The organism is Aquamicrobium sp. LC103 (assembly GCF_001014615.2).
Lineage (GTDB): Bacteria > Pseudomonadota > Alphaproteobacteria > Rhizobiales > Rhizobiaceae > LBCQ02.
Genome location: NZ_LBCQ02000004.1, coordinates 396,265 through 410,760, shown reverse-complemented (window position 1 = coordinate 410,760; position 14,496 = coordinate 396,265). Strand labels below are relative to the sequence as shown.

Genomic DNA, 14,496 nt, shown 5'->3' with positions numbered 1-14,496 from the left:
TTCGGTCCGGTGGCGCTTATCAGCGCTTCGCAATCGGCACGTAATCGCGATTGTTGTGGCCCGTATAGAGCTGGCGCGGACGGCCGATCTTCTGGTGCGGGTCCTCGATCATTTCCTTCCACTGCGCGATCCAGCCGACCGTGCGGGCGAGCGCGAAGAGCACGGTGAACATGGTGGTCGGGAAGCCGAGCGCCTTGAGCGTGATGCCGGAATAGAAATCGATGTTCGGGTAGAGCTTCTTCTCGATGAAATATTCGTCGGTCAGCGCGATCTTCTCCAGCTCCATCGCGACGTCGAGCAGGGGATCGTCCTTGATGCCGAGCTCGCCCAACACCTCATGCGTGGTTTTCTGCATGATCTTCGCGCGCGGATCGTAGTTCTTGTAGACGCGATGTCCGAATCCCATCAAGCGGAACGGATCGTTCTTGTCCTTGGCACGGTCGATGAACTCGGGAATGCGGTCGACGCTGCCGATCTCGGCGAGCATGTTGAGTGCCGCCTCGTTGGCGCCGCCATGCGCCGGGCCCCACAGGCAGGCGATACCGGCGGCGATGCAGGCGAACGGATTGGCTCCCGAGGAGCCGGCGAGACGGACCGTGGAGGTCGAGGCGTTCTGCTCGTGGTCGGCATGCAGGATGAAGATGCGCTCCATCGCCCGCGCCAGCACCGGGTTGACTTTGTAGTCCTCGCACGGCACGGCGAAGCACATGTGCAGGAAGTTGGCCGCGAAGTTCAGCTCGTTGCGCGGATACATGAAGGGCTGGCCGATATGGTACTTGTAGGCCATGGCCGCGATCGTCGGCATCTTCGCGATCAGGCGGATCGAGGCCACCATGCGCTGATGCGGATCGGAAATGTCGGTGGAGTCATGATAGAACGCGGACAGCGCGCCGACGACGCCGCACATGACCGCCATCGGATGCGCGTCGCGACGGAAGCCGGTGAAGAACCGGTTCATCTGCTCGTGCACCATCGTGTGGTGCGTCACGCGAAAGTCGAAATCGTCCTTCTGCGCCTTGGTGGGCAGTTCGCCGTACAGGAGCAGATAGCAGACCTCGAGGAAGTCGCCGTGCTCGGCGAGCTGCTCGATCGGGTAGCCGCGGTGCAGGAGCACGCCCTCGTCGCCGTCGATATAGGTGATCTGCGATTCGCAGCTCGCCGTGGAGGTGAAGCCGGGATCGTAGGTGAACGCTCCGGTTTCCTTGTAGAGCGCGCTGATGTCGATGACGTCTGGTCCGACCGAGCCTTCTCGCACCTTGAATTCGTGGGTTTTTCCGCCGAACTCAAGTTTTGCTGTCGAACTTGTCATCGCAATCACCTTTCAATGTACATCGCTTCGCTCAGGTCGCCGATTGGCAATAGAACATCACAATCGCGGCCAATTGCGCGCTCTTGCTATCGCATTTGCGGGAACCTGCCAAGCTATCCTTGGGCTAATGGTGCAACGCAAAATTAGCAACCGCAATAGAAATCACATCCGCGCGGCGGCCTGGTCTTTCAGCCTCAAAAGGCTTTCTTCCTTGCCGAGTACGGCGAGCACGTCGAATACGCCGGGCGAGGTCGAACGGCCGGTCAGAGCCGCGCGCAGCGGCTGTGCGATCTTGCCGAGCTTCAGGCCCGACGTCTCCGCATGGGCGCGCACGGCCGCTTCGGTGGACGCTGCGCTCCAATCCTCGATCTTCTCGAACGCCGGCAGCAGCGCAGCCAAGATCGCGCGTGCATCGGCATCGAGGATCTGGGCGGCTTTCTCGTCGAGCTGCAGCGGGCGCGAGGCAAACAGGAACTGCGCGCCGTCGGCGAGCTCGACCAGCGTCTTCGCCCGCTCCTTGAGCCCGGGTATGGCGGCGAGAAGCTGTGCCTTCGCATGCTCGTCGGGCTCGCGCGGGATCGCACCCGGATCTTCCAGATAGGGCAAGGTTACCAGAAAACGGTCGAGAAGCTCCTGGTCGCCGGTCTGGCGCATGTAGACGCCGTTCAGCGCCTCCAGCTTCTGGAAGTCGAAACGGGCCGCACCCTTGTTCACGTCCTCGATCTCGAACCAGCCGATCATGTCCTCGGTCGACATCACCTCGTCATTGCCGTGGCTCCAGCCGAGGCGGGCGAGATAGTTGCGCAACGCTTCCGGCAGATAGCCCATCGCGCGATAGGCCTCGGCGCCGAGCGCGCCGTGGCGCTTGGAAAGCTTGGCGCCGTCCGGACCGTGGATCAGCGGAATATGCGCCATCACCGGCACCTGCCAGCCCATGGCATCGTAGATGATGGTCTGACGCGCGGCATTGGTCAGGTGGTCGTCGCCGCGGATGATGTGGGTGATGCCCATGTCGTGGTCATCGACCACCACCGCGTGCATGTAGGTCGGATTGCCGTCCGAGCGCAGGATGATGAAATCGTCGAGATCCTTGTTGGGAAAACGTACGTCGCCCTGCACGCGGTCGCGCACGATCGTCTCGCCGTCCTGCGGCGCCTTGATGCGGATGGCGGGCTTCACCCCGGCGGGCGCCTCGGAAGGATCGCGATCGCGCCAGCGTCCGTCATAGCGCGGCGGGCGGCCCTCGGCCCGCGCCTTCTCGCGCATCTCGTTCAGTTCCTCGGCGGAGGCATAGCAATAATAGGCCTTGCCGTTGCGCACGAGCTCCTCGGCCACCTCGCGGTGTCTGTCGACGCGGGCGTACTGGGAGATCGGCTCACCGTCCCAGTCGAGCCCCAGCCACGAAAGCCCGTCGAGGATCGCCGCCGTCGCAGCATCCGTCGAGCGTTCGCGATCGGTGTCCTCGATCCGCAGCAGCATGGAGCCGCCGGTGTGGCGCGCATAGAGCCAGTTGAACAGCGCGGTTCGTGCGCCGCCGATATGCAGATAGCCGGTGGGCGAGGGCGCGAAGCGCGTGACGACCTTCTCACTCATGATGTCATTTCCCGGAGGATTGCGGGACGGCGCGGCCGCCGATGACCCGCATGTGGTGTTTCGTTGGCGTTCATGTAGCATAGGTGCCTCGGGGTGCAAGCGATTACCGAAACCGGGGGCGCGGGCATGGGGGACGAAACGTCGATCGCGGACGAGCGCGCACTTGTCGCGCCGCGCCCGAATTTCGACGTGCTGCGGCCGGGCAGGGCGGTGCCGGCATTGCCGCGGCAGGGCGAACGGCTTGCCGCGCGACCGGGCACCGGCCGCAGGCTTGCCTCGGCGATTCAGGCGCTTCCTTCGGTTGCCGCCCGATCATTCGCCGCCGAGCAGGAATACGGCAACACATTCCTCTTCGTGCCGGTTTTCATGGCGGCCGGCGTGCTGTTCTATTTTGCCCTGCCGCATGAGCCGGGCTTCGCGCCGCTGGCTCTGGGAGCCATCTTCCTGGTTTCGCTCGGCATGGCCGCGCAAAGCCGGCCGGCAGCGCGCACGGCGATCCTCGCAGGGCTGATGGTGATGACCGGCATGCTCGCCGCCAAGGTGGAGACCTGGCGGGCGGGAACGCAGATGATCGGCTCCGAGATCACCACACGGCTGACGGCGCGCGTGATACGCATCGAGGATCAGGCCAGCGGGCGCATCAGGCTGACGCTCGACCTCATTTCCACCGAGCGGCCGGCGCTGCGTCACGCGCCACAGCGCATACGCATAACGGCGCGAAGCGCGCCCGACGAGATCGAGCCGGGCAGCATCGTCAAGGGCGTGGCGAGGCTGATGCCGTCGTCGGGACCGCTGCGCCCCGACAGCTACGACTTTTCCTTCAAGAGTTATTTCTCCGGGATCGGCGCGATCGGCTTCTTCCTCACCAATCCGGAATTGGTGGTAAGCGCGGAACCTTCCACTTTCGGGCAGAAAGCGGGCGCCTGGATAGAAGGGCGCCGCAGCGACATGGCGAAAAGGATAAACGCGCAGGTCGGCGGTACGGAGGGCGCGATCGCGGCGGCGCTGATCACCGGCATCCGCGCCGGAATTCCCGAGGAGATCAACGAAGCGCTGCGGATCGTCGGCCTCTATCACGTCATCTCGATCTCCGGCCTCCACATGGCGCTCGTTGCCGGAACGCTGATGCTCGGCCTGCGTGGGGCTTTTGCGCTGGCGCCGTCCTTTTCAGCCCGCCATCCGGTCAAGAAATACGCGGCCTTCCTGGCGCTTCTCGCATCTGCCTTCTACCTCACCGTTTCAGGCGCGGACATCGCCGCCCAGCGCAGTTTCCTGATGCTGGCGGTGATGCTCGTCGCGGTCATGTTCGATCGGGCGGCGCTCACCATGCGTAATCTGGCGATTTCGGCGATCGTCATCATCCTCATCGCACCGCACGAAGTGGTCGGCCCGAGTTTCCAGATGTCCTTCGCGGCCACCGCCGCGCTCGTCGCCGCCTATGCCGCCTGGACCGACTTCCGCGCGAGGCGTCCGAAGCGGAGCCGCCCGCCGCGTCGCTCGCTCGCCGGGGCCGCCCTTCATTCCGGCGCCAAATATGCCGTCGGCATGTCGATGACCTCGGTTGTGGCGGGGCTGGCGACGGCGCTTTTTACCGCATGGCATTTCCAGCAGGTCTCGCCGCTCGGTCTCGTCGCCAATCTCGCGGCGATGCCGTTCGTCTCCGTGATGGTCATGCCGATGGCGGTCATCGCCGTGCTGCTGATGCCGTTGGGGCTCGACGGTCCGCCGCTCTATGTGATGGGGCAGGGGATCGGTGCGATGAACGGCGTCGCCTTGTGGCTGGCCGAAAGATCGGCCTTCGACGCTACCGGCGCGATCCCATTGGCCGCGGTGCTGGTCTTAACCACGGCCCTCGCCATCCTTACCATGTCCGGCAGCGCGCTGCGCTGGGCGGCGATGCCGTTGATGGCCGCCGGCATATTCCTTCTCTGGCAGCGTGAATTGCCGGCCGTTCTCGTCTCGGAGGATGCGGGTCTCGTCGCCATGCGGCTCGCGGACGGACGCGTGGCGGTTAACAGGGATCGCCCGCGGGCCTTCACGCTGCAAAATTGGCTGAGGGCGCTCGACGCCGGCGAGACCGCTCCCCCGGCGAAGATACGCGAGGGCGAACCGGACGAAACCGCGAGCCTTGCGGAAGAAGAGGCGGGATTTACGTGCGGCGAAGGTCTGTGCCTCGCCCGTCATGCAAGCGGGGCCGTGATCGTCCATGCATCCGGAGAGGAATTGGCCGCGGCGGTCTGCTCCCGAGCCAGCCTGATCGTCATCGACGACGCAACCGCCGAAAACCCCTGCGCCGACGCGCGGATCCTGGTGCTGACCAGGCGCGACCTTGCTCGCAACGGCAGCGTGGAAATCCACCTGCGGCCCGCCAATGACGGCGGCATGCCGCGATTATTCGTCAGGCAGGCCATCAGCGAACCCTATCGCCCTTGGCACGAGCACCGACGGTTCTCGCGCGAGGCAAGAGGTCTCGCACCCTACCAGAGGCGCGAAAGCAGGGCGGATTGAACCGCAGTTCCACGGAAACAGGAACACGTCACGAACCACCGCAAGCGTGATCGGAGTAATCTGAATCGTGAGGAAAGTGGCCTAACCGATTGTTTTATCTCAGGAAAACAATTCAGAAATCCGCCGTATCTTCGACGACTCAAGTCCGCCCAAAATCCTACTTACGTTCGAGCAGCCGCATTCTCAGTAGCGTCGGATGAGCCCCACCAGCCTGCCTTGCACCTTGACGCGGTCGGGACCGAAAATGCGGGTCTCATAGGCAGGGTTCGCGGCCTCGAGCGCAATCGACGCGCCCTTGCGGCGGAAGCGCTTCAGCGTCGCTTCCTCGTCATCGACCAGCGCCACCACGATGTCGCCCGGATTGGCGGTCTGCGAATTTCGGATGATGACCGTGTCGCCGTCGAAGATGCCGGCCTCGATCATCGAATCGCCCCGAACCTCGAGCGCGTAGTGCTCGCCGCCGGAAAGCATGTCCGGGGGGACGGAGATGGAGTGCGTCTTGTGCTGGATCGCATCGATCGGCACGCCGGCGGCGATCCTGCCCATGACGGGAATGGAAACCGCCACGGACGCGTCGTCATTGCCGGCCATTGGCGCCCGGGAGGGGGCGGCTGGCTTGCGGCCGAGACTGCCCTCGATCACGCTGGGCGAGAATTTCCGTGCCGCGTTGAGACCGGGTGCGATGGAATCGGGAAGACGCAATACCTCCAGAGCGCGCGCCCTGTTCGGCAGGCGGCGGATGAAGCCGCGCTCCTCCAGCGCCGTGATCAGCCTGTGGATTCCCGACTTGGAGGCAAGGTCCAGGGCTTCCTTCATTTCGTCGAAGGAAGGGGGAATGCCGGTTTCCTTCAGCCGGGCATGGATGAAGAGAAGCAGTTCATGTTGCTTGCGCGTCAGCATCGAGGACCCTTTCGGGAATCGTCAAAACAAAACCAGAACAAACACTATCTGTTCCAGTTGTGTTCCGCAACATTTTAATGAATGCGTTGACGATTTGTTCAACCTAGCAGCAGCACGCGGCAGGAATCGCCGGCATTCGCCGCCTCCGCCTGCGGCGCGCGAACGATCAGTGCGTTCGCCGAGGCCATCGTCTTCAGCATCGAGGAATCCTGCTGGCTGAACGGGGTTGCGACCAGTTTTCCGTCGCGGGGTTCGACGTGCGCCCGAACATAATCCTGGCGGTGGTCATTCGCCTTCATCGGCAGGGAAAGGACGGCGTCGCGAATGTCGGCTTCGGCGGCAAGCCCGCCCAGCCGTGCCACGAGCGGCTTGAGGAAGAGGTGGGCGCAGACGAGGCTCGAAACCGGATTGCCGGGCAGACCGAGGACGCGGTGCCCGCCGATCCGGCCGGACATCAAGGGCTTGCCGGGGCGCATGGCGATCTTCCAGAAGGAAAGCTCCATGCCGAGGCCGGTGAGCACGCCGCGCACGAGATCGTGATCGCCGACGGACGCGCCGCCGAGCGTCACCACGACGTCCGCCTTCGCCGAAAGCGCTTCGCCGACGGTCGCTGCGATCGCCTCCTCGCGGTCGGGCGCGATGCCGAGATCGAGCACGTCCGCGCCGGCGGAACGGGCGATGGCGGCGACGCCGAAGACGTTGGAGGCGACGATCTGGTCGGGACCGGGCTCCACGCCCGGCGGAACCAGTTCGTCTCCGGTGGCGAGAATCGCGACCAGCGGCTTGCGAACCACGGAAAGGCGAGGGTGGTTGGCGGCGGCGGCGAGCGAAAGCGCGATGGGGTCGAGCGTCCTTCCGGCTTCGAGAAGCGTTTCGCCGATCTGGAAGTCGAGGCCCGCCCGGCGAATGTTTCGGCCGCACCGTGTGGCCTCGAGCGTCTCGACGACGCCTTCCTCGATACTGCGCGCGTCTTCCTGCAGGAGAACCGTGTCCGCCCCTTCCGGCACCGGCGCGCCGGTGAATATGCGCACGGCCTCACCCTCGCCCACCACGCCGTGAAACCGCCTGCCGGCGACCGATTCGCCGATCATGGCAAGTCGCGCGGGCACCCGCGAAATGTCGTCGGCGCGCACCGCATAGCCATCCATGGCCGAGGCGTCGAAGGGTGGCTGCGTGCGCAGCGCCTTCACATCCTCGGCGAGCACCCGTCCGCCGGCGTCCGCGATCGCGACGGCTTCGGCGGGCAGCGGGCTTGCGCCTTCCAGGAGACGGGAAAGCGCTTCGTCGACGGGAAGCAGCCCGGCGGCCATCAGCCGCGCTCCGCGCGGAAGTCTCCCGACTTGCCACCGCTCTTTTCGAGAAGGCGGACGCCGGTGATCGTCATGGCGCGGTCGACCGCCTTGGCCATGTCGTAGATCGTCAGGCAGGCGACGCTCGCCGCCGTCAGCGCTTCCATCTCCACGCCGGTCTTGCCGGTGACGCGGGCAAGCGAGGTGACGCGCAGGCCGGGTAGCGTTTCGTCCGGCTCGATCTCCACCGTCACCTTGGTGAGCAGCAGCGGGTGGCAGAGCGGGATCAGCTCATGCGTCTTCTTGGCGGCCATGATGCCGGCGATCCGTGCCGCGCCCAGCACGTCGCCCTTCTTGGCGTCGCCGGAAAGAATGATCCGCAAGGTCTCCGGCTTCATCACCACCGCGCCTTCGGCGACGGCGGTGCGCTCGGTCTCCGCCTTGGCACCGACATCGACCATGTGGGCTTCGCCGGAGGCGCCGAGATGGGTGAGGGCTGGACCTTTGTCCGGCATGTCGGTCAGCCGGCCGCGCGCAGCGCGGTGTCGCCGGAAAGCAGGCCGCGCGTGGCCTGCTCCACATTGGCCTGACGCATCAGGCTCTCGCCGACGAGGAAGGTTTCGATGCCCGACTTTTTCAGCCGTAGGCAGTCCTGATGGGTGAAGATGCCGCTTTCGCCGACGATGATGCGATCGTCAGGCACGAGCCGCGAAAGCCGCTCGGACGTTTCGAGGCCGACCTCGAAGGTGCGCAGATTGCGGTTGTTGATGCCGAGCAGCCGCGAGGAGAGCTTCAGCGCGCGTTCCAGTTCCGCCTCGTCATGAACCTCCAACAGCACATCCATGCCCAGCGCGTGCGCCTCGTCCTCAAGCGTGCGCGCCTCGTCGTCGGTCAGGCTCGCCATGATCACGAGGATCGCATCCGCCCCCCAGCTTCGCGCCTCGTGCACCTGGTAGGCCTCGAACATGAAGTCCTTGCGCAACGCCGGCAGCCCGGTCGCCGCGCGCGCGGCCGTCAGATAGTCCGGCGCGCCCTGGAAAGAGGGGGCGTCCGTGAGCACCGAAAGGCAGGCCGCACCGCCCGCCTCGTAGGCATGGGCGAGCGCCGGCGGGTCGAAATCGGCACGAATGAGGCCCTTGGAGGGGCTCGCCTTCTTGATCTCGGCGATCAGCGCGAAACGACCGGCCCCGTGCTTCGCCTCGATCGCGGCCTTGAAGCCGCGCGGCGGCTCGGCGTCCGCGGCGCGCGCCTTCACCTCGGCAAGCGGCAGGCGCGCCTTGGCGGCGGCGATCTCCTCGCGCTTGTAGGCCTCGATCTTCCTCAGAATGTCGGTCATTGCGCCGTGTCCACCTTGCGGTTGGAGACCTCGATGAGCTTCGTGAGCACGCCGGCCGCCTTGCCGGCGTCGAGGGATTCTTGCGCCTGCGCCACGCCTTCGGCAAGTGTTTCCGCCTTGCCGGCGACAATGAGGGCGCCGGCCGCATTGAGCACCGCGATGTCGCGATAGGCGTTCTTCTCGCCCGAGAGTACGCCGTGCAGGGCCCTGGCGTTGTGCTCCGCGTCGCCGCCCTTCAGCGCCGAGAACTCGACGCGGGCGAGCCCGACCTCCTCCGGAGTGACCTCGAAGGTGCGCACCGCGCCATTCTCGAGCGCGGCGATGAGCGTCGTTCCCGCGGTCGTCATCTCGTCGAGCCCGTCGCCATGCACCACCCAGGCGGTCTCCGCGCCGAGCTCCCTCAGCACATGCGCGATCGGCTCCACCCACTGGGGCGAGAAGACGCCGACGAGCTGGCGCTTGACGCCGGCCGGGTTGGAAAGCGGCCCGAGCAGGTTGAAGATGGTGCGCGTGCCGAGTTCGACGCGGCTCGGTCCCACATGACGCATCGCCGAATGATGGGCCGGCGCGAACATGAAGCCGGCTCCGACCTCCGCGATGCAGGCCGAAATGGTTTCCGGGCCGATCTCGATATTGACGCCGAGCGCGGCGAGCGCGTCCGCGGCGCCGGATTTCGACGACAGGGCGCGGTTTCCGTGCTTGGCCACCGGCACGCCGGCGCCTGCGACGATGAAGGCGGCACAGGTCGAGACGTTGTAGGAACCGGAGGCGTCGCCGCCGGTGCCGACGATGTCGACCGCATCGGCCGGCGCCTTCACCGTCAGCATCTTGGAGCGCATCGTCGCCACCGCGCCGGAAATTTCCGCCACGGTTTCGCCGCGCACCCGCAAGGCCATCAGGAAGCCGCCGATCTGGCTCGGCGTCGCTTCGCCCGACATCATGATGTCGAACGCCTCGCGCGCTTCCTCGAAGGTGAGGGGAGTGCCGTTCGCCGCCTTCGCGATATGGGCCTTGAGATCAGTCATGGCCGGGCCGTCAGAAGCTCAGCGCCTGGTCGATGGCGGGCTGGTTGACCGTCACCGGATACTGGCCCTGCAGACGCGCCACGAGCTGGTCGAGAAGGTCGTTTGCCAGCCCGGTGGCGAAGCTGTTGCGCTGGTTTTCCGGAACGGCTTCCGCACCCGCGCCCACAGGCTCGAACACTTCGGTCACCTTGAAGACGATCTGCCCGCCCTCGTTCGGCGCCGACACCACGCCGGTCGCGTCCTTGGCGACGCCGAAAGCCGCGGCAACGCCGGATTCGCCGAGATCGGCATCGTCGGCCATCCGCTTCAGCCCGCGTTTGGTCTGAATCTCGAGGCCGAGCTCCTGCGCGACATCGGCCATCGGCTTGCCGTCGCGGATCGCCTTTTCCGTCTCGCTCGCCTTGGCGGCCAGCCGGGTGGTGGCCTCCTTGGCCGTCCAGTCGGTTTCCACGCGGTCGCGCACTTCCTCGAAGGTGCGGTCGCGTGCCGCGTCGATCCCATCGACCTCGTAGAAGACGTAGCCCTGGCTGCCGATCGTCAGCGGCGGATTCTCTATGCCGGTCTCGGTCTCGAAAGCCTCCGCGAGCAGCTCGTTCGACTGCGGCAGATCGGTCAGGATCGTGCCTTGCGGGTCACGCCCGCTGCGGTCGACGGCCTCGACCGTCACCACCTTCAGGCGCTGCTTCGCCGCTGCCTCGGCCATCGTCTCGCCGCCGGCGCGGCTGTCCTCGTAGGCGTCGTGGACCTCGAGCAGGATGCGGTGCGCCTCGTCCAGCGCGAGCCCGTCCTTGATTTCCTGGCTCACCTCGCCGAAGGGCCGCGCGACCGCCGGGGTGATCTCCGTCACGCGCAGGAGGATCGAACCGAATGCGCCGGGAACGACGTCGCTGACCTCGCCTTGGGCAACCGAGAACGCCGCATCGGCGATCGCTCGGTCGGCGACGCGGGATTTCTCGAACGTGCCGAGCAGCACGTCGTTCATCGTCTTGCCCTCGGCCGCGACGATATCCTCGAAGTTCGTGCCGGAACGGATTTTCTCCAGCGCCGCCCTTGCGGCGTCCTCGCTGGCGAAGACGACCTGCTCGATGCGGCGGCGCTCGGCCGTGGTATAGCGCTCGGCGTTGGCGTCGTAATATTCCTTCGCCTGCTCCTCGGAGATGGAGGCGGGATCGGCGATGTCCTCGGGCTCGAGCTTCACATAGGAGATTTTCCGGTATTCCGGCGCGGCGTAAGCCGACTTGTTCTCCTCGAAATAGGCTTTGAGGACGTCCTCGGTCGGCTCCTCGATTGGTTCGACGAGCGTTTTCGGAAGGGTGAGATACTCGACCGTGCGATCCTCGCCCCGGTAGAGCGAAACCGCGCGCAGGAAGGCGTCGGGCGCCTGCAGCCCGTCGGACACCGCCTCGACGATCTGCTGGCGGACCGCGACCTGCTCGCGGTTGTTCAGATAGTCCTCCGGCCGCATGCCGGCCTGGCGGAGCACGAAATCGAACTGGTTGCGGTCGAATCGGCCGTCCGGACCGTGAAAGGCCGGATCCTCCGCCGTCAGTGCGGCGAGGCGATCGCGCGACAGGCCGAGCTTCATCTCGCGCGCCTGCTCGTCGAGGAGCGCGCCGGCGACGAGTTGGCTGAGCACCTGCTGGTCGATGCCGAAGGCGCGAGCCTGTTCACGGGTTATACGCGTGCCGAATTGCTGCGAAAGCTGCAGGATCTGGCGGTCATAGGCGAGCCGGTAATCCTGTGCCGACACGTTGGTGTCGCCGGCGGAGACGACATGCGTGCCGACCCCGCCCGCGATCTGGCCGGAAATGCCCCAGATGGCGAAGCTGAGGACCAGCAAGATGAGGAGCAGCTTGGCGACCCAAGTTCCGGCTGCGCTTCTGAGCGAATTGAGCATGTCGTTTTCCGGCACCCTGCGTGAATTTGCGTTCGGAAGGGCAATACCGTCCTTCCCGGCCACTGTCGATTGCTTTGTGGCCTGATTTTGATAGGAGAACCTAGCCGAAATCGGAAATGGAAGGAAAGAGAAGCCATGACGCCAGGAATTCGCCCGCTCGTCGCCGGAAACTGGAAGATGAATGGTACCGGCGCATCGCTCGGCGAATTGGAATCGATCGGCAACGGTTTCATGCAGGGGCTGGATGCCGAGGTGGATGCTCTCGTCTGCGTGCCCGCGACGCTCCTTTCCCGTGCCGCAGAAATTCTCTCCCGCACGCCGGTCAGGGCCGGCGGCGAGGACTGCCATCAGAAGGAGAACGGCGCGCATACCGGCGACATTTCCGCCGAGATGCTGAAGGACGCCGGCGCCTCGCATGTGATCGTCGGCCATTCGGAGCGCCGCACCGATCATGGCGAAACCGACCAGATCGTCCACGACAAGGCGCTTGCCGCCTGGCGCGCCGGCATTTCGGCGATCATCTGCATCGGCGAGACACGCGAGGAGCGCGAGGCGGGCAAGACGCTCGAAGTCCTGTCGCGACAGATCGCCGGCTCGGTGCCTGCAAGCGCCGTCCACGCGGCAACGGTCATCGCCTACGAGCCGGTCTGGGCGATCGGGACCGGATTGACGCCCACGGTCGAGGATGTGGCCGAGGCTCACCGCCATATAAGAGGCGAGCTGGAAAAGCGGATCGGCGCGGAAGCCGGCAAAACCCGGATTCTCTACGGCGGCTCCGTAAAACCGTCGAACGCCGTCGAACTGCTCGGCGTCGAGAATGTGGATGGCGCGCTGGTTGGCGGCGCCAGCCTGAAAGCCGCCGATTTCCTGGCGATCGCCGAAGCATATCGGTCGATTTGACGGCAAAAAATCTTCCGACCGGGTTTTTGCCGCAAGCCGAGAACCCATATAGGGGTTGGAAACACCTGAAAACCCGTGTATTGAGCCGCGTCGCTGAACGCGCGGTTCGGCGCGAAAGCTAATTCGGAACCAAAAATGCAGACAATTCTCATCGTCATTCACCTGATGATCGTGCTCGCCCTCGTAGGCGTGGTGCTGCTGCAGCGTTCCGAAGGCGGCGGACTTGGCATCGGTGGCGGCTCGGGCTTCATGACGGCACGCGGCGCGGCCAACGCGCTCACCCGCGCGACGGCTCTCCTCGCCGCCGGCTTCTTCGCGACCTCGCTCGCGCTTTCCCTTCTCGCCCGCTACGGCGACCGGCCGATCGACATCCTCGACCGCGTTCCGCAGTCCGTGCCCCAGCAGGGCGTTCCGAGCGAAGGTGGCGGCGGCGTACTCGATCAGCTCGGCGGCAGCAACAACCAGCCGGCACCGCCCGCGCAGGACAGCGCTCCGGCAGCCCCCGAAAATACCGCTCCCGCGCAGCCGCAGGTTCCCAGCAGCCAGTAAGCTCCGAGCCGCGCGCATGCGCGCCACGCGAGTGTGGTTTGCCGGCCACAATCGACGTAGAACCGCAGGTTTTACCTGGTTTCGGACGTTCCCGCGGCGCCGCGCTGCTTGAGGCGGAAGGGCGCGGAAAGTATCATGCTCGAATAGGCAGTTTGGAGCGGTGACGCCCGCTTATCCTCCCGGCCGGCGTCCTGCCTTCCTCATCGGGGTGACTAAAAATGAAGCTTTGCGTTTGTGCCGCGCTGGTTTTCGGTGCGCTTCTGGTGCAGCCTGCGGCCGCACAGGACGATTTCTGGCGTCCACAGATTTCCCAGCCGGCTGCAAAGCCCGTGAAAAGAGCCGAGCCGGCGTCCAGAAAGAATGCCGCCGAAGTCAGGCCGCAGACCGCAGCCAGGGCGCAACGGCCGGCGTCGCCGAACGAAAACACCGGCGAGCTGCGCAGCGAGGAAGCGGCGGTCCGCACCGGCCTCTTCGGAACCGTGCTCGGCAGGCAGCAGGGTGAAATGCTGCCGCAGACGCGAGCGCTCGACGCCGTCTACCAGGGCAACGCGCCGAACAAGAGATTCCAGGTACGTCCCGACTTCGAGCCGCAGACGGTCGATTTTTCCGGCTACAAGCCCGGAACGATCGTGATCAACACGCAGAGCCGCTATCTCTACCTGGTCGAATCGTCCTCCAAGGCGCGTCGCTATGCGATCGCCGTCGGCCGCGAAGGGCTGGAGTTCAAGGGCAGGGCGACGGTGGGCGACAAGCAGGAATGGCCGCGCTGGTTCCCGACCAAGGCGATGCAGGAGCGCGAGCCGAAGAAATACGGTCCCTACAAGGACGGCATGAATGGCGGCCCCAACAATCCGCTCGGCGCCCGCGCCATCTATCTCTATGACGGCCGGAAGGACACGCATGTGCGCATCCACGGCACCAACCAGCCGCAAACCATCGGCACCAATTCGTCCAACGGCTGCTTCCGCATGGTCAACGAGCATGTGATTGACCTCTACAACCGCGTCCGCAAGGGCACCGAAGTCGTCGTGCTCTGACCTGAAAAACCCGCGACTTCCCTGATGCGGCCGGCCTCGTGCCGGCCCTTTCATTGGCGGGGCTACGACATCACCTCACACCCGGGCGGGAAAAGCTTAGGTGTGGCAATTTTTTTCTGGCGGAATCACTCCGCTCAAGTTATGCAACGACTC

12 protein-coding genes are annotated in these 14,496 nt (G+C 65.4%); 4 read left to right on the top strand and 8 right to left on the bottom strand.

The features are described 5' to 3' along the window. Window positions 1-19: 19 nt before the first annotated feature. Together gltA and gltX are read right to left on the bottom strand one after the other, a co-directional pair. Window positions 20-1,309 (bottom strand): citrate synthase, encoded by a 1,290-nt coding sequence (gene gltA, locus XW59_RS10780; protein WP_047144931.1) that lies wholly within the window; start codon window positions 1,307-1,309, stop codon window positions 20-22. Window positions 1,310-1,471: 162 nt separating this feature from the next. Beyond that, the gene (gene gltX, locus XW59_RS10775) at window positions 1,472-2,902 is read right to left on the bottom strand and encodes a glutamate--tRNA ligase (protein ID WP_047144930.1); all 1,431 of its coding nucleotides are present in this window, start codon (window positions 2,900-2,902) and stop codon (window positions 1,472-1,474) included. Window positions 2,903-3,028: 126 nt separating this feature from the next. Between gltX and XW59_RS10770 the strand changes: the two genes are divergently transcribed. Further along, window positions 3,029-5,410: a ComEC/Rec2 family competence protein gene (locus tag XW59_RS10770; RefSeq protein ID WP_082137518.1), complete on the top strand. Its 2,382-nt coding sequence runs from the start codon at window positions 3,029-3,031 to the stop codon at window positions 5,408-5,410. Window positions 5,411-5,593: 183 nt separating this feature from the next. Here XW59_RS10770 and lexA read toward each other — a convergent pair whose 3' ends face one another. The 6 genes from lexA to XW59_RS10740 form a co-directional block, all read right to left on the bottom strand. After that, window positions 5,594-6,310: a transcriptional repressor LexA gene (gene lexA / locus XW59_RS10765; protein WP_047144929.1), complete on the bottom strand. Its 717-nt coding sequence runs from the start codon at window positions 6,308-6,310 to the stop codon at window positions 5,594-5,596. Between the two features lie 98 nt (window positions 6,311-6,408). Beyond that, a complete protein-coding gene (glp, locus tag XW59_RS10760; RefSeq protein ID WP_047144928.1) occupies window positions 6,409-7,620 on the bottom strand; it encodes a gephyrin-like molybdotransferase Glp in 1,212 nt (403 codons plus the stop codon). Continuing rightward, on the bottom strand, window positions 7,620-8,114 hold the full coding sequence (gene moaC / locus XW59_RS10755; protein WP_047144927.1) for a cyclic pyranopterin monophosphate synthase MoaC: 495 nt from the start codon (window positions 8,112-8,114) through the stop codon (window positions 7,620-7,622). Before moaC ends, glp begins: the two co-directional genes overlap by 1 nt. 5 nt (window positions 8,115-8,119) lie before the next feature. Further along, window positions 8,120-8,935, bottom strand: coding sequence for an indole-3-glycerol phosphate synthase TrpC (trpC, locus tag XW59_RS10750; RefSeq protein WP_047144926.1), 816 nt, complete (start codon window positions 8,933-8,935; stop codon window positions 8,120-8,122). Further along, window positions 8,932-9,960 (bottom strand): anthranilate phosphoribosyltransferase, encoded by a 1,029-nt coding sequence (trpD, locus tag XW59_RS10745; RefSeq protein WP_047144925.1) that lies wholly within the window; start codon window positions 9,958-9,960, stop codon window positions 8,932-8,934. The genes trpC and trpD overlap by 4 nt, the downstream gene beginning before the upstream one ends. A 10-nt stretch (window positions 9,961-9,970) precedes the next feature. After that, on the bottom strand, window positions 9,971-11,857 hold the full coding sequence (locus XW59_RS10740; RefSeq protein WP_047144924.1) for a SurA N-terminal domain-containing protein: 1,887 nt from the start codon (window positions 11,855-11,857) through the stop codon (window positions 9,971-9,973). Between the two features lie 135 nt (window positions 11,858-11,992). On the opposite strand from XW59_RS10740, the gene tpiA reads away from it, so the two are divergent. The 3 genes from tpiA to XW59_RS29850 all read left to right on the top strand — a co-directional run bounded on the left by tpiA (window position 11,993) and on the right by XW59_RS29850 (window position 14,343). Continuing rightward, window positions 11,993-12,757 carry a triose-phosphate isomerase gene (gene tpiA, locus XW59_RS10735; RefSeq protein ID WP_047144923.1) on the top strand — a complete coding sequence of 255 codons (765 nt, stop codon included), beginning with the start codon at window positions 11,993-11,995 and terminating at the stop codon, window positions 12,755-12,757. 135 nt (window positions 12,758-12,892) lie between these two features. Next, entirely contained in the window at window positions 12,893-13,306 is a 414-nt protein-coding gene (gene secG, locus XW59_RS10730; protein WP_047144922.1) for a preprotein translocase subunit SecG, read from the top strand. A gap of 218 nt (window positions 13,307-13,524) precedes the next feature. Further along, entirely contained in the window at window positions 13,525-14,343 is an 819-nt protein-coding gene (locus tag XW59_RS29850) for a L,D-transpeptidase (RefSeq protein ID WP_082137511.1), read from the top strand. The last annotated feature ends 153 nt before the right edge of the window (window positions 14,344-14,496 follow it).

Excerpts from the sequence above, each read along its gene's own strand:
- XW59_RS29850 (WP_082137511.1), top strand. The coding sequence starts at position 13,525 with ATGAAGCTTTGCGTTTGTGCCGCGCTGGTTTTCGGTGCGCTTCTGGTG.
- secG (WP_047144922.1), top strand. The coding sequence starts at position 12,893 with ATGCAGACAATTCTCATCGTCATTCACCTGATGATCGTGCTCGCCCTC.
- XW59_RS10770 (WP_082137518.1), top strand. The coding sequence starts at position 3,029 with ATGGGGGACGAAACGTCGATCGCGGACGAGCGCGCACTTGTCGCGCCG.
- glp (WP_047144928.1), bottom strand. The coding sequence starts at position 7,620 with ATGGCCGCCGGGCTGCTTCCCGTCGACGAAGCGCTTTCCCGTCTCCTG.
- trpC (WP_047144926.1), bottom strand. The coding sequence starts at position 8,935 with ATGACCGACATTCTGAGGAAGATCGAGGCCTACAAGCGCGAGGAGATC.
- trpD (WP_047144925.1), bottom strand. The coding sequence starts at position 9,960 with ATGACTGATCTCAAGGCCCATATCGCGAAGGCGGCGAACGGCACTCCC.
- gltA (WP_047144931.1), bottom strand. The coding sequence starts at position 1,309 with ATGACAAGTTCGACAGCAAAACTTGAGTTCGGCGGAAAAACCCACGAA.
- lexA (WP_047144929.1), bottom strand. The coding sequence starts at position 6,310 with ATGCTGACGCGCAAGCAACATGAACTGCTTCTCTTCATCCATGCCCGG.
- moaC (WP_047144927.1), bottom strand. The coding sequence starts at position 8,114 with ATGCCGGACAAAGGTCCAGCCCTCACCCATCTCGGCGCCTCCGGCGAA.
- gltX (WP_047144930.1), bottom strand. The coding sequence starts at position 2,902 with ATGAGTGAGAAGGTCGTCACGCGCTTCGCGCCCTCGCCCACCGGCTAT.
- XW59_RS10740 (WP_047144924.1), bottom strand. The coding sequence starts at position 11,857 with ATGCTCAATTCGCTCAGAAGCGCAGCCGGAACTTGGGTCGCCAAGCTG.
- tpiA (WP_047144923.1), top strand. The coding sequence starts at position 11,993 with ATGACGCCAGGAATTCGCCCGCTCGTCGCCGGAAACTGGAAGATGAAT.